The organism is Paenibacillus sp. Negev47 (genome assembly GCF_058313655.1).
This window is the reverse complement of the sequence record NZ_CM177754.1, coordinates 651,476-674,388: the sequence shown is the minus strand read 5'-3', so window position 1 is coordinate 674,388 and position 22,913 is coordinate 651,476. Positions and strand designations below refer to the sequence as shown.

Here is a 22,913-nt window from a genome sequence, read left to right as displayed (position 1 = left end):
TATTGATAGGCTGCTACCTAGATGTCGCTTAGTCACTCTTAAGAAGAACCGTCCAGGCCAATCCCGAGACGGCTCCTTCCGACTCTTCCACCTTTTTCGTGTCTACGTTTTCTGGTAACTACCGGTGATAAAGTAATACCTTGGATTACTAAAAGACTCTATCTTATTCGCAAGCAAGAAGCCGCCCGCCGTAAGCGGGTCTAGCCGTACAGCCGGGCGTAATAACCTCTGAGCGCCAGCAGGTCCAGATGGCGCCCCCGCTCGACGACTGTCCCTTGGTTCATGACGGTAATCAAATCCGCATGTTCCACGGTGCTGAGACGGTGGGCGATTAGAATGGTGGTGCGCCCCTTCATCAATACATTCAGTGCCTGCTGTACCCAATGCTGGGATTCATTGTCCAGCGCGGAAGTCGCTTCATCAAGCAGCAGAATCGGGGCGTTTTTGAGAATCGCTCGTGCGATCGCAATTCGCTGCCTTTGTCCGCCCGACAACGACGCTCCTCTCTCTCCCACCGGCGTTTTATACTGTTCAGGAAGTTCCTGAATAAAATGGTGAGCGTACGCCGCTTTGGCCGCTTCGATCACTTCTTCATCCGTTGCATCCGGGTTGCCGTAGCGGATATTTTCCTCAATCGTTCCGGTAAACAGGAACGGCTCCTGCGGAACGTATGCAATCTGCCTGCGGATTTCATCAAGCGTGTAATGGCCGAACGGTTTGCCTTGGAGTAGGATTTCTCCGCTGTCCACAGGATAAAAGCCGAGCAGCAGCTTGATCAGCGTACTTTTGCCGCTGCCACTGGCCCCCACGATAGCAGCGACCTGGCCGGGAAACACCTGCATGGACATGTCGACAAGCACCTTTTTATCCGCCTGATAGGAAAATTCAACACCGCGAAACTCCACCGCAGTCTCCGACACAAGCTCGCTGTGAGGAGATCCCAAACGTTCCGGTTCCTCTTCCTCTCTTAGTACCTCTTGAATCCGGTGAGCACCCGCGAGCGAATTTTGGGTCATCGACAGAACCATCCCCAAGTTCAACATGGCATGCGTCAGATTCACTTGCAGAACCGCCAAGGCGGCGACGCTTCCCATTCCCATCAGTCCGTAAGCATAAAGAAGACTGCCGATGACGATGATGCCGCAGAACGTGACATAGCTGATAAAATGGTTCACCGCAGCCTGCATGCCATTCTTCTGCGCGGTTTGCCGAAGCGTCTGCGTCATTTGTTCGTTCAGTGCCTCGTACTGGCCGTAAATCGTGCGGATGCGGAACAGCTTCACAAGTTGAATACCGCCCATAAAATCTTTGAATTTCTCGGTCATTTTACCGAGCGTTTGCAAGCCTTGTTCTGACAAAACGCGAATATCCCGCGCAAATTTCAGGCTAACCACGGAGGACAGCAGCAGAATGACGAAGGATACGCCGGCAAACCGCCAATCGATCAACACCATGGAGACAATGGAGCCGATGCAAAACACAACTTGAAGCAGCAAAACGAAGTAAACCTGCGAGAATGTAAACTCAACGGTCGTTACGTCGTTGTTCACCCGCGACAGCAAGTCCCCATGGTGCGTCTGCTCCAGGAATCTCGGCCGCACCCGGCACAGCTTGTCATAAAGACGTTTGCGGATATTCAGAACAGTCAGCTCGACACTACGCTGGTATAAGTAAATGAACCAGGGAGAAATCAGATTTTCTAAGAACAGGGCCGCGCCCAAAATAATAAAGGCTTCCACCATCAGGGACGTATCTCGGGACACGGCGAAATCAACCAAATTATGTACGACCAAACTGAAGGCGATCAGGAACAATGTCTGGGTGAGCGCCGTCACGGCCAGGCCAATGGCGTACTGGGTTTTGTGCTTACGGTTCATAAACGTCAGCAAGTAGCCGAGTTCTTTCACTTGCGAGAGCCATCCGCCCTTTTTCATGTGTACGCCACCTCCCTGCGTTCGGCAGACTCGGTAAATTCCTGATAGTACGACTGGGCATACAGTCCCTTCATTTCCAGCAATTGTTCATGAGTGCCCTTTTCCACAATATTCCCCTGTTCCATAACCCAAATTTCGTCGGCGTTTTGTACTGTAGAAAGCCGGTGGGCAATAACCATCGTCGTTCTCTGCTTCATCAATACGCCCAGTGCTTCCTGAACCGCACTTTCCGACTCTGGATCAAGAGCCGACGTTGGCTCGTCCAGCAGCAGAACGGGAGCATCCTTCAGAAAAGCCCGAGCCATTGCAATGCGCTGGCGCTGCCCGCCGGACAAAAAGCCTCCGCGCTCTCCGACATACGTCTGGTAGCCGCCATCAAGCTGCATAATGAAAGAATGAGCCTGAGCGGCTTTGGCGGCTTCGATAATCTCGTCCATCGACGCTACTTCCCGCCCGTAGCCGATATTTTCGGCGACCGTGCCGCTAAACAAATATGAATCCTGGGTTACCACGGAAAAATGTGACCGAAGCTGCTCCGGATTAGCTCCATCAATCAGGCTGCCGAACACGCGAATCTCCCCCTGGTCCTCCGGAAGCGGATAAAAGCCGCATACAAGTTTAAACACCGTGCTCTTCCCTCCGCCGCTCGCTCCGACAAGCGCAATCGTTTTCCCTTCCGGTAGCAAGAAGCTAATGTTGCGCAGGATCGGGGAGTTCTCCTCATACCCGAAGGTTACGTTCTGAAACTCGATAGGGGCTGCGCTCGCTTTCGGAAGCGAACGGCCATTTTCCGTTTCGGTCGGCTGCTCGACGATTTCGGAGACTCTTCTCAAGGCACCGGCCATTTCGAACGTGCGCGTGATGAGCTCTGGAATATGCTCCAGTGGCTCTAGACACAGATTCAGCAAGTACAGAAAGGCTACCAGCTCTCCCGCGCCTAGCTGCCCTTGATAGATCAAATAGCTTCCGTAACTGACAGCGAAAATGATCGGGCTGATCATCAACGTGGAAAGCAGCGGGTTGACCCAGGCTTCCCGCTTTTTCACGGCCAGCTTTTTTTGAGCTGTCAATTGCAGCAGCACTTGGTAGGAGCGAGATAACATGCCGGATAACAAGTAGCTTTTTACAATAGGCATACCCCCAAGCGTATCCTGGAGGTTGACGTTCATTCGCCCCATGTTCGCCTGGGCTTCCTCCGTCAACCGCTCCAACTGCTTGCCGATCCATTGGGAAACCAGCAGCGCTAAGGGGAATAACAGCAGGCTGTACAGCATCAGCTCCCATTGGAGGTAGATCAAATAAGCGAAACAGCCGATGAACAGTAGCGGATGATAAAACCACTGGGCGAGATCCCGAATCATAAACTGCTGGATGAGCTGCAGGTCGTTGTTCATCCGCGACAACATATCGCCGGAGTGCTGTTTTTCCAAATAGGAGACCCGGAGTTTGCCGATATGATGCATGACATGGTTGCGGATATCCTGCATCGCAGAGGCGCTGCTTCGCTCTACGCCGAAGCTCATGAAAAACTTCGCCGGCACACCGATCAAGATGACCACAAAGACCGTGTACACGATTTGCTGAACGGCTGGCCCCGCCCCTTTCTCGGCCTGGGTCGTCAGCTGTTCGATCAAACTTCCCGTCCATATCTCAATAACAGCGGCGGCAATCGCGGACAAGATACCGACGATCATCCAGCCTTTGTGACGGCTTACATAAGACATCAGCCAGCGGAACGCTTTCCAGGTAGCGTAAGCGGTTTGGCGCTTGGAAGGCGCCGCTGTACCTTGTTCTAGAACAGACGGCTGCCGGTCAGCTTCCATGCAGGACCCCGGACTCCGCTTTGATCTGCCGCTTGATTTGCTCTAAGATGTCCCGGATGACACCGGCCGTTTCGTCCACGCGCGCGAGTTCCAGCAGTTCCTCGTGCGCGCCCTCCAGCCGATAATCGGCGTAAGCTTGTGTCGTCGCCCCCCGCCAGGACGGCAATTGGTGCTCCAGGCGGAACGCTTCGCTGTCCTTCGCAATCAGTTCGTAAATCCGGGTCGGGATCGTGCCGGCATTAATAAGCTGCGCTTCGTACGCCAAGGTCGCTTTGACCTTCCGATGGACACGCTCCCGCACGAGCGGGTTGCTCATTAATTCCTTCTCTTCTTCGTCGAAATCGGCAAGCGTTTCTTCAAGCTCTTTTTCCGACGTTTCGGAAGGCGTCAGCGTGTCCTTAATCCATGAGTCCACCATGAGCACGTCCGTTACGGAATACCCTCTTTTCTCCATTGTTTTAGCTACCTCGAACGTCAGGTTGCCTCCAAAACAATAGCCGAGCAACACGTAAGGCCCTTCCGGCTGGATGCGGACGATCTCGTCTACATAACGGTTCAGCATGGCCTCGTAATTGGCGGCATCGTCGATAAAATCAATGCCGTAGAGCACGAACCGGCCTTCGAGCCTGCTTGCGAGCTCTCGGTAACCGATGCCGAAGCCGCTGCCTGGAGGGAAGCAGAACACGTTCAGATCTCCTGCTTTATTCAGCTTAATGAAGGAGTCTCCCCCTTTATCCAGGCCCAGATCACTCTCTCCGAAAGCCATAGCTTCAACGGTTACATGATGGAATTGGCGGTTCAGCGGTACCTCAATGCCAGTTTCATCGTAAACGGCTTGAACGAGCCTCATCAGACTTAACGAATTGCCACCGAGCTCAAAAAAGTTATCCTTTACGCCGACTTGCGGAACGCCAAGCGTATCCTGCCAGACGCGGGCGATCTTCAATTCGAGCAGCGTTCTCGGCGCGACATATTCCGCTTCCCCGGCCGCGGCTTCCTCCGGCGCGGGCAGTGCTTTGCGATCAATTTTCCCGTTCGAGGTCAGTGGCATCTGCGAAAGCTGTACCAGGTGCGAAGGAACCATATACCCCGGAAGCTGCTTGGCGAGCTGCTCCTTGAGTTCATTCGCCGCCAGCCTTGTTTCCGCGACGTAGTAAGCGACAAGCTGCTTATGCCCGTTCGCGTCGTCCCGGGCGAGTACCACCGCTTCTTCCACGCCCCGGGCGTTCAGAAGCTGCGTCTCAATTTCGTCCAGCTCGATCCGGTACCCGCGGACTTTGACCTGGTGGTCGATTCGGCCGAGGTATTCGATGTTGCCGTTCGGCAACCAGGTCGCCAAGTCGCCAGAGCGGTACAGTTTCTCCCCCTCCGTAAACGGGGAATCAACGAACTTCTCCGCCGTCAGATCCGGACGGTTCAGGTATCCTCTCGCGAGCCCTTCCCCGGCCACGTACATTTCGCCCGCTACGCCAATCGGCACAGGGCGGCGGTTTTCATCCAGGACGTACACCCTCAGCGTTGGGATCGGCTTGCCGATATTGCTCTTCGCCGCCTCCATTTCGACCCACGTAATTTCCTTATACGTCACGTGAACCGTCGTCTCGGTAATGCCATACATATTGATCAGCTTTGTCTCCGGGTACTTCGTCTTGAAGCCCTTGAGCAAAAGCGGACTGAGCGCTTCGCCGCCGAAAATGACGTTGCGAATCCGCAGATCATATGGATGATCCGCCAAGACCTTACGCAGCAGCTGATAGAAGTAAGTTGGCGTCTGGTTCAAAATCGTGACCTGTTCGCGGCCCAGCAGCGCAAGGAAATCGGTCGGATTTTTCGCCGTGAGCGGCGGTACGATAACCAGCTTGCCTCCGTACAACAGCGCTCCGTACATTTCCCAGACGGAGAAATCGAAGCAGAACGAGTGGAACAGCGTCCACGTGTCGGACGGCCTGAAGTCGAACAGATTCTTGTCGTTGAACAGGAGACGCACGACGTTCTTATGCTCGATCAACGTTCCTTTTGGTCTACCGGTCGTTCCCGACGTGTAGATGACATAGGCCAGGTTGCCCGGCCCGGAAATCGGCTCCAGATTCGAAGCGTCCAGCGCGCCTTCGGAATCCACCCTTCTGTCGCCCCAAACGAAATCGTCTAATTCGAGGCGCGTTCCTGCGAAGTTGGTCTTCTCGTGCAGATGCCTTTGAATCAGCAATAACGGCGCGCCCGAATCCTCAATCATGAAGCGGATGCGCTCCTCTGGGTAGTCGGGATCAACAGGTACGTAGGCTCCGCCCGCCTTGAGAATCGCCAGAATGCCGACAACCATATCGAGCGAGCGTTCAGCCAGAATTGCTACCAGCTGATCGGCTTCGACTCCCGTCTCCCGCAGCTTCCGCGCAAGCCGGTTGGATCGCTCGTTCAGCTCGCTGTAGGTCAGCTGCCGCTCATTCATGACGACGGCCACATTATCCGGATAAAGTTCCGCCTGTTCTTCGAACAAGCCGTGAATCGTTTTCCCCCGCTCGAACTCGGTTTCAGTGTCATTAAATCGGTTCAGCAGCGTATCCCTCTCGTCTGGGGACAACAAATCAGCTTGCCCGAGCTTCAGATCCGGCTGAAATAAAAGCATGGACAGCAGCCGAACAAGATGGTCAGCCGCCTGTTCCACAAATGCCCACTCATACCGTTGCTCGTCAAAGCTTATTTCCAGCTCGATGGAGTGGTTTTGGCAGTCGAAGCGAAAAAACGTATCGGCCGCCACTCGGTTACCCAGCGGTTCCGAATGAATCGGGCCGAAGGATGCGACGGTGTTGACGACCGGGAGGCCGTCTCCCGTATAGTCCAGATGGAGCGGCTCCACCATTTTCCGAAAAGGCAGATGCTGATGTTCCAGCGCCTCACCGATGGAGGTTTTAATGCCCCCGAGAAGCGTTTTCAGCGTAGTCTGGCTGCTCACAGACGTCTTGATTACCAAAATGTCATGCGGCGGTGGAGTCTCCTCAGAGTCTACGCTATAAGAAGGCATGCCGACCAGCACTTGATCCTGCCCGGTATATTTGAACAGCAAGCTTTTTACTCCTGCCAAAACAATCATGTATATAGCCAAATCCGAACCGCTCGCGAGGCGAATGATTCTCTCCGAGAGTTCGCTCGGCAGAGTACGGTGAAGCAAGCCCAGCTTGGCCGCAGCTTCCCCGTCCTCGGATAATTTGGAGGATTGACTGTAGGGAAGGAAGCTCAGGCTGTCATCGGCGTCAAACTTGCCGCTCCAGTACCTTTCTTCCTTTTCAAATAAAGATTTCATTCGTACCTCCCTTAAAAATGAAGTGATCGCATGCCCTGGCGCAGATCCAAAAGCTTGCTTTCGACCTGCGCGTCTACGGGCTTGCACGTTGTTCGCTGTCTTCCTTGGGATGCGCACCGCTTGCGCTTGACGGCAGAGGCGCGCTTATAGAATTAAAACGCGAATTCGATCGTGTCGACCGCACTCTTTGCGCCAGACGACGGTTTATGACATTCGATCCGTCTCAGCTCAAGTTGTGGATTTTCCGCAATTTGCGACAGTATCCCCAGGTAATCCTCGGTCAAGGTACGGATCATCGCTTCTTTGAACAGCTTGGTGGCGTAGAAGAAGCCCCCGCTCAGCGCCCCGTTGTTTTCATACATAAACAGCGTCAGATCAAACTTCGCTTCTTCCAATTGATCCAGCTCATAATTCTTCAAGCTGACCCCTTCCAGTTCGACGTCTTGTTCTTCGATATTTTGCAAGTCGAAAACAGCATCGAACAGCGGAAAGCGGCCCGGTTCCCGCTTCACATTCAAACGCTCCACGAGCTCTTCGAATGGATAATCCTGGTTCTCGAAAGCACCCAATGCCGTCTCCTTCACTTCTTCCAGGTAGGACAAGAACGTTTTGTCGCCCGACGGACGATTGCGGATGGCCAGTGTATTGACAAACATCCCGATGACCGGTTCCAAATCGGCATTGGTTCTTCCCGCCACCGGGGTACCCACGATTAGGTCGTCCTGCCCGCTGTACTTGGACAGCAGCACGGTATAAGCCGCAAGCAGCACCATGTACAGCGTGCTTTCACGCTCGGCCGCCAATTGGCGCAGCCGCTCAGAGAGAGAAGCTTCGACGTCGAAATCCAGATGCATGCCTTCGTAGTCGCGAACCGTAGACCGTTCGTAGTCCATCGGCAGATCCGCCGTGGGCAGCTCGCCTTCGAAGGTTTGTAGCCAGTACACTTCCTGCAGCCCAATCCGCTCTCGGTGGACCTTCGACTGCTGCCAAACAGCATAATCCTTGTATTGAATGCGCAGTGGTGGCAGTTCTTCTCCGTCGTAGAAACTCGAGAATTCATTCATCACAATCGCCATCGATACACCGTCGGACACGATATGGTGCATGTCGAAAAGAAGTATATACAGATTTGGCTCCAATTCGATGACCCCGGCGCGGAGCAGCGGTGGCTTGCCGAGATCAAACGGACGAACAAAACTGCGTACAATCTGCTCGATTTGAGCCGCATCCTCTTTATTCGCTTGGTGATGCTCGATAGCAAAGTCAACCTGCGGGTAAATCCGCTGAACCGCTTCGCCCTTCACGATTTCAAAACCGGTGCGCAGTGATTCATGCCGTGATATCAATTTCCGCAAGGCGGCTTCCAAGCGCTCTAAATCAAACTCGCCTTCCAATTGCACCAGCTCCGGCATGTTGTAAAGCTGATCGGCTCCATCCAGCGTGTGCTGAATGAACAGCCTTTTCTGCGCGGAGGACAGAGGGTAGTACTCTCTCTCTTCCGCTCGAGGGATGGCCTCGTGCTCCCGCCGTTCCATCCGGGCAATCGCATCGGCCATCGCCGCAATCGTTGAGTGGCGGAATACGTCGCGCAGTGGCAGATTGACGTTTAATTCCTTAAACACCTTGCCCGCCAGCGTCGTCGCTCGTAGGGAGTGGCCGCCGATGTCGAAAAAGTTGTCGTAAACGCCAATGTCCTTCGTAAGCCCGAGAACCTCCTGCCAAATCACCGCCAGCTTCGTTTCCAGCTCATTACGCGGTGCGACGTACTCCGTTTCGCTTCCTGCTTCCCCTTCCGGCGCTGGCAGCGCCTTCCGATCCATCTTCCCGTTCGGTGTCAGAGGTAGACGCTCCAACTCCACAAAGTACGACGGGATCATGTAGCCCGGCAACTCCTGTGCCAGTGCGTTGCGCAGATCGTTCACTGCCAGCTTAACTCCGGTGTCCGGCGTGTAGTACGCGCACAGTGCTTTCTGTCCGTTCGGATCACTTCGAACCAGCACCACCGTTTCGCGCACACCTTCCACCCGCAGCAGCTGCGACTCGATCTCCCCCGTCTCGATCCGGTAGCCCCGAATTTTGGCCTGGTTGTCGATCCGGCCGATGAAGTCCACGTTGCCATTCTCCATCCACCGTGCCAAGTCTCCCGTGCGATACAACCGCTCACCCGCGGTGAAAGGGCTGTCTACAAACTTCTCTTCCGTCAGCTCTGGACGGTTCAAGTACCCACGTGCTACGCCAACACCGCCGATAACCAGCTCGCCCAGCACCCCAACCGGCACCGGGTTCAGATGTGCATCCACGATGTAAAACTTCGCATTCAGCCACGCTTTGCCAATCGGCACATGGCCTGTCTGCGGCAGTTTCGCCAACTCCTCGTCATAGAAACTGGAGTCGATCGCCGCTTCCGTCACGCCGTAGGCATTGATGATGCGGAGCAACGAGCCGAACCGTTCCTGTAAGGTTCGGTAATCCGCCACACTGCAACTGTCAGAGCTTGTGATCAACAGCTCCATACCGCTCAACTCCAGCACCTGCTCATGCACGTACTCCATAAACGGCACAATCAGTGCCGGTGTTGATTCAAAGATCGACACTTGCTCCCGCTCTATCCAGTAGTGCAGACGAGACGGATCGATCCGGTCGTCCTTCGGTACAATGACCATCGTGCCGCCGTTGTACAGCGTCCGCGCGATATCTCCCACGAACACGTCGAACGAGAAGCTTGCGAGCTGCAGCAGTCGCACTGGGAACTGATCCAACCGATATTCCCGTCGGTAGCCCGCCGCTGTGTTCACCAGGCTGCGGTGCTCGATCATCACGCCCTTTGGCTTACCCGTCGTCCCCGACGTGTAGATCACATATGCCAGATCCTCTGGACGAGCTTCATGGAAGCTAACCATGCCCACAACATTCGGATGGCTCTCATCGCTGGCATCCACAGCACCCGTCAGTTTGCCGGAAACTATGCGGGAAATCATGCTGGATCCCATCGGCGCATTCGTCCGCTCCTCGCTGTACGACGCTTCATCGTCGAGGTACAGCACAGCTGACAGCACCAGCTCCTCTTCACCGAGCCAGGCTTCGGCACGCTCACGAAGCGGTGTTTGCGTCAGCAGTACCTTCGCTCCGCTGTCTTCGAGCATGAACCGCACGCGGTCCACTGGATAATCCGGGTCGAGCGGCACATACGCCCCGCCCGCTTTCCAGACGGCCAGCACGGCCACCAGCAAGTCCACCGAACGTTCGGCGAGAATGCCGACGATCGACTCCCGGCCGATGCCGCTTGCGCGCAGCGTAGCCGCCAAACGGTTCGCCCGCTCGTTCAGCTCCGCATACGTCAACCGGTCGTTCTCGTACACGACAGCCGCCGCTTCCGGCGTTAGCTCCGCCTGTTCCTCAAACAGCCGGTGGAACGCCGACGCAGGAGCCGCTTCCGGCTGCGCCGGGTTAAACGCGCCGAGAATTTGCTCTTTTTCTGCCGGTGTCAGCAAGCTCAGCTCGGCGATCTTCGCTTCCGGACGACTTACGATCGTTACGAGCAACTGCTGGTAATGTTTCGCCAGCCGTTCGATCGTCTCCCTTTTGTAGAGAGCCGTCGCGTATTCGAAACTATAATCCAAGCCGCCGTTCTCCTCGCCCACATCCAAGCTGATATCAAACTTCGCGGTATCCAGTGCGCTCGGATAAGGAACTAGACGAAGCCCTTCCAGCTCAAATTCCTCGTTCTCCGTATTCTGCATCGTAAACAGCGTGTCGAAGAGCGGATTGCGGCTTAAATCACGGGCGACTTGCACCTTATCCACCAATTCTTCGAACGGATAGTTTGGATGCTCGAAGGCGTGGAGGGTCGTTTCTTTGACTTCGTTCAGGTATGACAGGAATGTCTTCTCCGAAGCCGGATAACTGCGGATAGCCAGCGTGTTTAAGAAATTCCCGATCAACGGCTGCACATCCCCATGATTCCTTCCGGCAATCGGCGTACCGACGATCACGTCTTCCTGACCTGAATATTTATGCAGAAGGACGTTATACGCCGCAAGCAGCACCATAAACAGCGTCGTGCCTGTTTCCGAGGCCAGTTGCTTCAGGCCGTCGGTTTTTGAAGCGTCGAAGAAAAACTCCAGCGTTTGACCTTCGTAGCTCTGCACAGCCGGACGCGGATAGTCGGTCGGCATTTCCAGCACCGGAAGCTCGCCTTGGAATATGTCCAGCCAGTACGCCTCCTGACGCTGAAGCCGTTCCTTCTGCTCCTGCGAATGCTGCCAAACAGTGTAGTCTTTGTACTGAATGCGCAGAGGCTCCAATTGCCCGCCGCCATACAAGCGGACGAATTCTTCAACAAAGATTTCCATCGAAACGCCGTCGGAAATAATATGATGCATGTCGTACATTAGAATATGGCGTTCCGGAGCCAGCTCGACAAGGCCTACCCTCAGCAGCGGAGGCTTCGCCAAGTCAAACGAACGGACAAAACGGCGAACCTTCTCTTCGGCCTCTTGCTCATCCGCCGGGTAGAACTCCACGGCAAAATTCACGTCCTGGTAAATCCGCTGCGATGCTTCGCCATTCACCATTTCAAACCCGGTGCGCAACGTTTCATGCCGCTCCACGAGCTTACGGAACGCTTCTTCGAACCTTGCCCGTTCTAAAGCACCCTCCAGCAGCATCACTTCCGGCATGTTGTAGCTAAGCTCCGTACCTTCCAGCTGATTCAGGATAAAGAGACGTTTTTGAGCAAAAGATTGCGGATACACCTCCCGGTCATCCGCCACCGGAATGGAAACGAATGTCTGCTCATCCAGCCGGGAAATGGCCGCCGCCATGCTCTCAATCGTGGAATGCCGGAACACGTCGCGCAGCGGCAGATCCACGTTCAACTCTTTATGAATCATGCCAACCAACGTTGTCGCGCGCAGGGAGTGGCCACCGATGTCGAAGAAGTTATCGTGAACACCAATCTCCTTCGTAAGCCCCAGCACTTCCTGCCAAATAACCACCAGCTTCATTTCCAGCTCATTGCGTGGTGCGACGTACTGTGTTCCGCTTCCTGCTTCCCCTTCCGGCGCTGGCAGCGCCTTCCGATCCATCTTCCCGTTCGGTGTCAGAGGTAGACGCTCCAGCTCTACGAAGTATGACGGGATCATGTAGCCCGGCAACTCCTGTGCCAGTGCGTTGCGCAGATCGTTCACTGCCAGCTTAACTCCGGTATCCGGCGTGTAATACGCACACAATGCTTTCTGTCCGTTCGCATCGCTTCGAACCAGCACCACCGTTTCGCGCACACCTTCCACCCGCAGCAGCTGCGACTCGATCTCCCCCGTCTCGATCCGGTAGCCCCGAATTTTGGCCTGGTTGTCGATCCGGCCGATGAAGTCCACGTTGCCGTCTTCCATCCACCGCGCCAAGTCTCCTGTGCGGTACAGCCGCTCACCCGCGACAAACGGGCTGTCTACAAACTTCTCTTCCGTCAGCTCTGGACGGTTCAAGTACCCACGTGCTACACCAACGCCACCGATGACCAGTTCGCCCAGCACACCGACTGGAACCGGATTGAGATGTGCATCCACGATGTAGAACTTCGCATTTAACCACGCTTTGCCAATCGGCACATGGCCTGTCTGCGGCAGTTTCTCCAACCCCTCGTCATAGAAACTGGAGTCGATTGACGCTTCCGTCACACCGTAGGCGTTAATGATGCGGAACGACGGGCCGAAACGTTCCTGCAAGGTTCGATAATCCGCCACGCTGCAACTATCCGAGCTTGTGATCAGCAGCTCCATCCCACTCAACTCCAGCCCTTGCTCGTGCACGTATTCCATAAACGGTACGATCAGCGCCGGCGTTGATTCAAAGATCGTCACTTGCTCCCTCTCTATCCAGTAGTGCAGACGAGATGGATCAATCCGATCGTCCTTAGGCACAATGACCATCGTGCCTCCGTTATACAACGTGCGTGCGATATCACCCACGAACACGTCAAACGAGAAGCTGGCGAGTTGCAACAGCCGAACCGGGAACTGATCTAACCGGTATTCCCGCCGGTAGCCCGCCGCAGTGTTCACCAGGCTGCGGTGCTCAATCATTACACCCTTCGGCTTGCCCGTCGTTCCCGACGTATAGATCACATAGGCCAAATCCTCTGGATGAGCTTCATGGAAGCTATCCATACCTACATTCGAATGGCTCTCATCTCCGTCGTTCACAGCACCCGTCAGCTTGCTGGAGACTTTACCGGAAACCATGCTGGGGCCAAGCGGTGCATTCTCACCGTCTTCGCTGTATGACGTTTCGTCGTCGAGATACAGCACCTTCGCCAGTGCCAGTTCCTCTTCGCTGAGCCAAACTTCAGCACGCTCTCGCAACGGCGTTTGTGTCAGCAGCACCTTCGCTCCGCTGTCTTCCAGCATGAACCGCACGCGGTCTGCCGGATAATCCGGGTCAAGCGGTACATACGCCCCGCCCGCTTTCCAGACCGCCATCATGGCCACCAGCAGGTCCACCGAACGCTCGGCGAGAATGCCAACAATCTCCTCCCGGCCGATTCCACTTGCGCGCAGCGTTGCCGACAGGCGGTTCGCCCGCTCATTCAGCTCCGCATACGTCAGCCGATCGTTTTCGTACACGACCGCCTCCGCTTCCGGAGTGCTCTCCGCCTGTTCCTCGAACAGCCGGTGGAACGCAGCCGCAGGAGCCACTTCCGATTGCGCCGGGTGGAATGCGCCGAGAATTTGCTCGTTTTCCTCTGCCGTCAACAAGTTCAGCTCAGCGATCTTTGCATTCGGACAGCTTACGATCGCCGCAAGCAAGTGTCCAAAATGAATCGACAGCCGCCGGATCGTACTTTCTTTATAGAGAGCCGTTGCGAATTCAAAACTGCACTCCAGTCCACCATTTTCTTCCGTAACATCCACACTCAGGTCGAACTTGGCCATACCATATTCGCTAGGGTACGGGGACAATTTCAGCCCTTCCAGCTCAAACTCTGACTCCTCCAGGTTTTGCAGGGAGAACATCGTGTCAAACAGCGGGTTGCGGCTCAAATCCCGGCTAACCTGCACTTTATCGACGAGTTCTTCGAACGGATAATTCTGATGCTCGTAAGCGCCTAAGGTCGTTTCTTTCACTTCTTCCAAATACGACAGGAAGGTCTTCTCCGAAGCCGGATAATTGCGGATCGCCAGCGTGTTGACAAACATTCCGATCAAGGGCTGCATATCGCCGTGCGTTCTGCCCGCAATCGACGTGCCAACAATCAAATCATCCTGACCTGTGTATTTATGCAAAAGCACGGTATATGCGGCAAGCAACACCATATATAGCGTCGTTCCTCTTTGAGTTGCCAGCTGCTTCAAGCCTTCGTTCGTTGCCTCATCCACGAAGGACGTCAGCGTATGTCCCTCATAGCTCTGTACAGCAGGACGTGGATAGTCAGTTGGCATTTCCAGAACCGGCAGCTCGCCCCGGTAACGGTCCAGCCAGTAAGCTTCCTCGCGTTTCAATTGCACTTTTTGCTCGTCCGATTGCTGCCATACCGCATAGTCCTTGTACTGAATGTGCAAAGGCTCTAATGACTCACCGCCATACAGACGAACGAGTTCCTCAACGAACACGTCCATCGAAACCCCGTCGGAAATGATATGGTGCATGTCAAACATCAGTAAATAACGATCGGCTGCCAGCTCTACGAGCTCGGCACGCAGCAACGGTGGCTTCGCCAAATCGAAAGGTCGGATAAAAGCCTGCACGACTGCAAACGCTTCTTCCTCGTTCGCATGTCGACACACGACGGCAAATTCAACGCTCTCGTAAATACGCTGTACCGCTTCGCCTTGTACGATCTCAAATCCGGTTCGCAACGTTTCATGTCGTTTGATCAGTCCGCGGAAAGCTTTCTCCAGCAAGCTATAATCAATCGATCCTTCGAGCAGCAGCACACCCGGCATGTTGTAGCTCTGATCGGCTCCTTCCAGCTGATTCAGGATAAACAGCCGCTTCTGAGCTGAGGAAAGTGGATAATACGCTCTTTCATCTGCCAGCGGAATCGACGAGAACAACTGCTCTTCAATCCGTGAGAGGGCGAGAGCCATCTCTTCGATCGTTGAGTAGCGGAATACGTCGCGCAGAGGCAGCTCGACGTTCAACTCCTGATGAACCTTGCTCACCAATGTCGTTGCCCGCAGGGAATGGCCGCCCAAGTCAAAGAAGTTGTCATGAACCCCGATGTGTTCCAATCCAAGCACGCTTTTCCATATTTCAGCCAAGCTGGCTTCCAACGGAGTTCGAGGCGGAGTATGTCCTTCGCCCGCCTGCAAGCTCTCCTCCGGCGCCGGAAGTGATCGGCGGTCGACCTTACCGTTCGCCGTCAGCGGGAGCCCATCCAACTGGATCAGGTACGCTGGAATCATATAGGCCGGCAGTTCCTGGGAAAGCACGCTCTTCAGCTCGACTGCCGGAAGCTCCCGGTCCGCTTCAAAATAGGCGCAAAGCTGCTTCTCGCCGGAGGCGTTTTCCCTCGCGAATACCGTCGCTTTCCGAATTCCCTCCACTTTCTGAAGCTGAGCTTCGATCTCGCCCAGCTCAATGCGAAAGCCGCGGATTTTCACTTGATCGTCCGTCCGTCCCACGTATTCGATCGTGCCGTCCGGCAGCCATTTTGCCAAATCTCCCGTCCGGTACATACGCTCTCCCGGCACAAACGGGTTGTCCACAAATTTCTCCGCCGTCAGCTCTGGCCGGTTATTGTAGCCCCCTACCAAGCCTTCACCACCGACGCAAAGCTCTCCGGCCACACCGATCGGCAGAAGTTTATTCCGGCTGTCGACGATATACACCGTCGTATTGCTGATCGGCCGTCCGATGGGTACGGTAACCGCCGAATCATCGACAAAGTCAACTGGAAGGTATGTGGTATAAACCGTGCTTTCCGACGGGCCGTACAGGTGATTGAGCCTGCCCGGTCCGATATGGGCGAGTGCTTTACGCACATGTCCGACCGACACTCGCTCTCCTCCAAACAAAATCGCCCGGACATCCCGCAGGCAGTCGACGTTCACATCTACAAGGACGTTGAAGAAAGCGGTCGTAATCAGCATGACCGAGATGTGCTCGCGCTGAATGAGATCCGCCAGCCGGCCGATTTCCAGCAAATTCTCGCGGGGAACCAGCACCAGCCGCGCCCCGTTGGTCAAAGCTCCAAAAATATCAAAAATTGCTCCGTCGAACGAATAGCTCGAAAGCTGGAGGACATGATCCCGCTCGGTGATATTGATATAATTTGTATTTCGCACGATCCGCACGATGTTGCGGTGCGAAACAAGGTTGCCTTTTGGCTTGCCCGTCGTGCCTGATGTATAGATGACGCAGGCCAGATCCGTCGCTTCGGTCCCCGGATTTAGATTTGTACCGTCCTCATGATAGAAGGACTCGTCATCCAGTAAGATCACGGATTCCAGACCCGTCAGGCGCTCGCGCAAGCGGCTTTGCGTCAGCATGACCTGCGCTCCCGAATCCTCAATCAAGAAACGGATACGCTCCTCGGGATATTCCGGGTCAATCGGTACGTAAGCCGCTCCGGCTTTGTGTGCCGCCAGCATGCCCACCACCATTTCAATGGAACGCTCAGCCATAATGGCAACTAAACGGCCTTTGGATATCCCGTGGCTGCGCAAGGTTCGGGCAAGGCGGTTGATGCGTTCGTTCAGCTCGCGGTAGGTCAGATCTTGCTCATTCAAGGAGATGGCGGCTGCATCCGGGATACACTCCGCCTGCTCTTCGAACAATTGAATGAGCGTCTTCCCGCGCGGAAATTCCGTGGTGGTGTCGTTAAAATGTCCGAGAAGGTCGGCCTTTTCCGCCTCCGTCACAAGTTCCAGATCGCCCACGGTAATTTCCGGGTTATCCATTACCTGCTCCAGTAGATGGACGAGATGCCCCTTGAGTTGCTCGATACTGTCTTTATTGAATACTTCGGCATTAAAGTCGAATCGAATTTCGATCTCGGCTCCCGGCACCATGGTCACGTTGAAGTTATAGTTCGTCTGCTCCTCCATCTGAACGTCAGCGATCGTCAGGTCGCCGTGCTGCTGGTCGCCCGTCTGCTCCATCTTCTCGTCCACCGGATAGTTTTCGAAAGCGATGATGTGGTTGATCAAGTTCTGCTTTTGCACGCTCCGGGCTTGAATTTCATACAGCGGATAGTAATCATAACGCCCGGACTCCAGCGCCCGCTCTTGGAGCTTTGCCATCAGATCGGCGAACACGGTGTCCGCTTCGCTCGTGACGCGGACCGGCACCGTATTGATGAACAGCCCGATCATAGACTCGATGCCTGGGATTTCCGCCGGTCTTCCGGCCACAACGCTGCCGAATACGGCATCGTTTGTTCCGTTATATTTTTGCAGCATCACACCCCAAGCTGCTTGCAACAGGGTATTGACCGTAACCAGACGCTGTTTCGCCACCCGGTCCATCCGCTCACTTAAGTCCTTACCCAGCTCGACGGTGACGTGATCAGCCGTAAATCTGCCGTTTGGCGCCGGTTCCTTTTGTCCCGGTAGTACGGTTTGCCCTTCATAACCTGCCAGGAATGCCGTCCAATAACCGGATGCCGCCTGATCGTCCTGTTTCTCCAACCATTCGATATAAGCGCCATAATCCGATCCCTTATCTCCCGCTGACTGCTCGCCGGATGCCAAGGCCGAGTATGCCTCAAACAGCTCCTGCGTCAGCTGAGCCAGGCACCAGCCATCCATCAAAATATGTTGGAAACTCCACAGTACATGATAGCTCTGCTCTTCGGTGCGCAGGATCGTAAACCGAACGAGTGGGTCATGTTCCATGTCGAAGCCGCGAAGCTTGTCCTCCTCGGCCTTTTTATCCAAGTAAGCTTGTTTCTCGTCCACCTGCAAATGAAGCAGCTCTTCATATTCAAAACCGACCGGCTTGTCGCGGTATATGATTTGCAGCGGCTCGCCCGCCGGCCCTTTCACAAAATTCGCCCGCAGCACCAGATGACGTTTTGCAAGTTCCATCCAACTCCTCTCAAAAAGCTTGACGTCGAGCGCTCCCCGCATCGTAAACCGCGTCTGCTCGAAGTAAGCTGCCGTTTGCCGGTCAAGCGCGCTGTGGAACCACATACCCTTCTGCATCGGCGTAAGCGAGTAAATATTTTCTATTTCCCCGAGATGGCCCGAGCGCTGGGCGATTTGCTCTAATTCCGCAATGGTCAAGCCTTTAAATTGCACGTCGCTCGGCGTCAATTCAGTGTTTTCTTTGCCTGCACAGTGGGTGATGAGTTCTCGGAGACTTTGCTCAAGTCGCTGAGCGAAGGCTTCCATCGTTTCCTTGCGATACTGCTTCCGGCTGTAGCTGAGATCGAGCGATAAAGCGCCGTCCAGCACCATGCCGTTGATATCCAGCACAAAGCTGCGGGCCTGCCGGTCGCTGGCCGGGCTGCCGCTGGAATAAGAAGATATGCCGATCCCGTCCTGGTTGACATCATCGTCGAACTGGCCGAGGTAGTTAAAATTAATATCAGGCTCTGCGCCCCAAACAAAGCTATCCCCCGATTTGGAGAGATAGCGGCATACGCCGTATCCAAGCCCCTTGTTCGGAATGCGACGCAAGCTTTCCTTGACCTGTTTAATCTGATAGGCCAAATCCCGGTCGGTTTCCGGCTCCAGGATGACCGGAAACTTGGTTGTAAACCAGCCGACTGTGCGCGTGATATCGATATCCGTTCCGATCGATTCGCGTCCGTGTCCTTCGAGATTGATCCGCACCCGTTCGTGTCCCGTCCACTTGCGAACGGCTATGCCAAGCGCCGTTACCAAAATATCGTTCATTTCGGTGTTGTAGGCCCGGTGAACCCGCTTCAGCAGCAGCCCCGTTTCTTCAGGAGACAAACGGACGAACAGCGATTCGCTGTCCTGTTGCGTCGTAACGTCCGTCTCCAGATCCTTCGGCAATGCCGGAACCGCAATTTGTTCCACGGCCTGCCAATAGGCCCGTTCCTTTGCCATCTCTGGGCTTTGCGCGTAAGCGGCCAGCCGCTCGGACCAAGTGAGGTACGCATCCGTTTTTGCCGGGAAACAAATTTCCTCGCTTTTGCCGGCCTGCTGGTAACCCAGAACGAAATCCTCCATCAAAATGCGCCAAGACACGCCGTCCACCACGGCATGATGAACCGCGAGCAGCAAATGATCGCCGTCAGCGCACCGAAACAGTCCAGCCTTCACGAGGGGCCCGTTCTCCAGATCAATGCCCGCTTGAATGTCCGTTGCCTTCGCCTCCACACCATGCGCGATATTCTCCGCATCGTTGAAGTCGAACACGTCCAGCGTGAACAGCCCGCCTTCCTGAATCGCGCGGTTCCGCGCGCTAACCCCTTGTTCCGTCTTGCGGAACACCATCCGCAAAGCGTCATGATGCTCGGCCAGCTTTTGTAGCACCTGACGCACCGTCTCTTCGTCGAAGCGTTCCTTCCGGTACAGCATCACTGACTGGTTGAAATGATCCGGGTCCGCAAAGGAGTTCTCGAAAAACCAATGCTGAATCGGCGTCAGCGCTGTTTCACCCGTTATTTCGCCTTGATCAATGGTACGTCCAATCGGTTTCACATGCAGACTAAGCTGTGAAATCGTCGGATATTTGAACAAATCCCGGATTTCCAGCTTATACCCGGCTTGATGAAGCCGCGAAGATACTTGAATGGACTTGATCGAGTCTCCACCCAGCTCGAAGAAATGATCCGTTACCCCAACGCGATCAGCGTTCAATACCGCCTGCCACACATCGGTAAGCGTCTGCTCGGCTTCATTACGCGGAGCTACGTACTCTCCGCCGGTCAGTGCGTTGCCTTCCGGGGCAGGCAAAGCCTTGCGGTCGATTTTGTCGTTCGGCGTGAGCGGCATCTGAGGAAGCTGAACAAAATACGCCGGAATCATATAATTCGGCAATTTTTGCGCCAGCACGCTTCTCAGCTCACCGAGCGTAAGCCGGCGGTCCGCGACCAGGTAAGCGCACAGTTCTTGCCCGCTTTTGCCTTCCCGGGCGATTACGATCGTCTCCTGCACGGAGCCGATCTTTAGAAGCTGCTCTTCAATCTCGCCGATCTCGATTCGGAATCCACGGATTTTCACCTGATGGTCGATCCGACCCAAATACTCAATATTTCCGTCTGGCAGCCAGCGGGCGAGATCTCCTGTCCGGTAGAGGCGTTCTCCCGGCGCAAACGGATGTTCCACGAACTTTTCTGCCGTCAGCTCCGGTTGGTTCAGGTAACCTCTCGCAAGTCCCACACCTGCCACGCACAGCTCCCCGTCCACTCCCGGAGGCACAAGCTGCAGGTGGGCGTCCAAAATAAAAATCTGGTGATTGGCCAGCGGGCGCCCGATCGGAATGACTCTGTGCTCTGGCTGCTCCTCATCTGCATCCCAAAGCGTCGTAACAATCGAAGCTTCCGTAGGGCCGTAAGCATTGAAATAGCGAACCTTCGGTTTCCACTGCTGTACGAATTCGGCCGATACAGCCGAGCCTCCCGTTACGAGCTTCGTTAAGCTGGGAAGGCGATCCGGGCTCAAATAAGCGCTGTACGTCGGAGGCAAAATCGCCGCCGTAATTGCATGCTCGTTCATATAACTCTCGAACAGACGAGTGTCGAGAATCGTCTCGGCCGTCGGGATGTACAAAGCCGCGCCAAAATAGAGCGCTTTGAACATTTCCCAGCAGGATGCGTCGAATGACAGGCTCGCGAATTGAACGATCCGGTCATGCTCCGTGATGCCCAGCCTGTCCGCGAACATCAGCTTCAAGCTCACCAAACCACGATGCTCAAGCATGACCCCTTTAGGTTTGCCGGTCGTACCTGATGTATAGATGACATAAGCTAGGTCATTCGGGCCGCTGGCCGGCTCCAGATTGGAGCCATCGTTGCTATAGGATTGCTCGTCATCCAGCGCCAACACGGTTCCATCGAACGGCACCTGCTGCTGCAGCTCCCTTTGGGTCAGCAGCAGCTGCGCGTTCGAGTTCCCCAGAATGTAGCGGATGCGTTCTTCAGGGTATTCCGGGTCGATCGGCACATAGGCACCGCCAGCTTTCAGAACCGCCAGCATGCCAACCACCATCTCCGGCGATCTCCTAGCCATTAAGCCTACCAGCTGATTGGGCTGCAAGCCGGCCGATCGCAGCGTCCGCGCCAGCCCATTCGCCCGCTCGTTCAGCTCCGCGTACGAAAGCCTCCGTCCCTCAAAGACAACCGCCGTCGCTTCGGGCACCCGCTTCACCTGCTCCTCCACCAGCTGATGAATCGTCCGATCACGGGGATAGTCCTTCTCGGTATTGTTAAAGCTTTGCAGCAATTGAAATTTCTCGTTCTCCGACAGCATGTCCGCCCGCACGATGCCCAGCTCCAACTCGTGAAGCCCCACGGCCAGCAAGCGATTCAGATGGCCGACGACCCGAGTCATGAACTCTGAGTCATATAAGTGCTCGTTATATGACAGCGCCAGCTGTATCGTCCCGCCGGTTAAGCTGAATTCAAAGGAACAATCCGTGACCATGTTTTGGCCGATATCTTCCAGATGCAGCTCCTTAAGGGATACTAGCGTATGGACGACGGGGATTCCGTCTGCATATTGCAGGTCCAGCTTCTCCGTCATTCTCAAGAACGGAATATGTTGATGCTGAATTGCTTCCGGCAAGGAAGTCCTCAGCTCGCTCAGAAGCGTTTTAAAAGTCGCACCCGCCGAAAGCGAGTTTTTCAAAATGACCGTATGATTAACGGATCGGCGCGTCTCCGTCGGTTTCTGTACAACCGGCATGCCGACCAGAATGTCAGAAGCGCCTGTATATTTATGCAAGAGCGACTGAACACCGGCGAGTAAAATCATAAAAGCAGCCAGCGGAGCGCCCTTGCTCATTTGAAGGACGCGCTGCCCCGCTTCCTCCGAAAGCGAACCGCCGACGGTCTTCACAATGGGCGCCAGGGAGCTTGGAGCTTTACTGTAAGGCAGCCGCGTCAAGGTATAATCGTCGCTACCGAATTTTCCGTTCCAAAACAACGTTTCTTTTTCAAAAGCCACCTGGATCGTTCCCCTCTCTTCATCGGTAAAAGCAATCCGGCGGAGCATATGCCGCAGCAACGCTCCAGCTTCGCTCCCCCGTCTTTTCAAACATGTGACAACAATATCAATGGCTTTCGCCAGGTCACCGCTTTGCTTGTCCGGTTTATCGCATGCAGCAATCTTTGTCTAGCAACCGTCCCGCTCAGCTTCCATGCGTGAAAGACAACAAAAAGCATCGTTCTACGCAAGCGCTGCTTCCGGGTCTTCTGCTTCAAATATGCTTGATGCGGACGAGCCCCCGAAGACGGACTTTGGTTTAATGTGGGGTTAAAATTGGATTTGGGGGTGGACAAGGGATGTTCCTCCCATCGATGTAAGGCTTGCTGAAGGATTCCGGCCGGCCAGCAGGAGACAACCGTACCTCCGGATTCGGCACTGAGCTGCCTTTGTCGAAGCCTATGTATAAGGGGGTATTGATACACTCTATGTACGATTTGTGTATTCCCCGCAGCCCTAGTATAGATAAGTAAAGATCCGGCTGCGGGGTAGTGAGCTTATCCTGACGATTAGATGTGACGATTGTGCTGCATTGAGGCTTAAAGAATGCTCCGTATTGCATGAACGGGACAGCCCTTGGATTGGCGGTGAATTGCATCCTGCCTGACAGTAAAACAGGCAGGATGGGGAGAAAATCTTCCAATGGGGTGAGAACGTTATCTTAACATAGGGCCTTACAGCCCCAGGAAGCACTTCCGCGCCTCTTGCCGGGGCGCGGCCATCGGGTATGTCGATA

4 protein-coding genes are annotated in these 22,913 nt (G+C 54.8%); all 4 read right to left on the bottom strand.

The features are described 5' to 3' along the window. Nucleotides 1–200: 200 nt before the first annotated feature. The 4 genes from AC4G47_RS03150 to AC4G47_RS03135 all read right to left on the bottom strand — a co-directional run bounded on the left by AC4G47_RS03150 (nucleotide 201) and on the right by AC4G47_RS03135 (nucleotide 22,186). A complete protein-coding gene (locus AC4G47_RS03150; RefSeq protein ID WP_491104711.1) occupies nucleotides 201–1,934 on the bottom strand; it encodes an ABC transporter ATP-binding protein in 1,734 nt (577 codons plus the stop codon). Continuing rightward, the gene (locus AC4G47_RS03145) at nucleotides 1,931–3,757 is read right to left on the bottom strand and encodes an ABC transporter ATP-binding protein (RefSeq protein ID WP_491104710.1); all 1,827 of its coding nucleotides are present in this window, start codon (nucleotides 3,755–3,757) and stop codon (nucleotides 1,931–1,933) included. The genes AC4G47_RS03150 and AC4G47_RS03145 overlap by 4 nt, the downstream gene beginning before the upstream one ends. Continuing rightward, complete coding sequence (locus AC4G47_RS03140; RefSeq protein WP_491104708.1) at nucleotides 3,747–7,055, bottom strand: non-ribosomal peptide synthetase; 3,309 nt, start codon at nucleotides 7,053–7,055, stop codon at nucleotides 3,747–3,749. Before AC4G47_RS03140 ends, AC4G47_RS03145 begins: the two co-directional genes overlap by 11 nt. Nucleotides 7,056–7,207: 152 nt before the next feature. Continuing rightward, nucleotides 7,208–22,186, bottom strand: a complete 14,979-nt coding sequence (locus tag AC4G47_RS03135; protein ID WP_491106631.1) for an amino acid adenylation domain-containing protein — start codon at nucleotides 22,184–22,186, stop codon at nucleotides 7,208–7,210. Nucleotides 22,187–22,913: the final 727 nt, after the last annotated feature.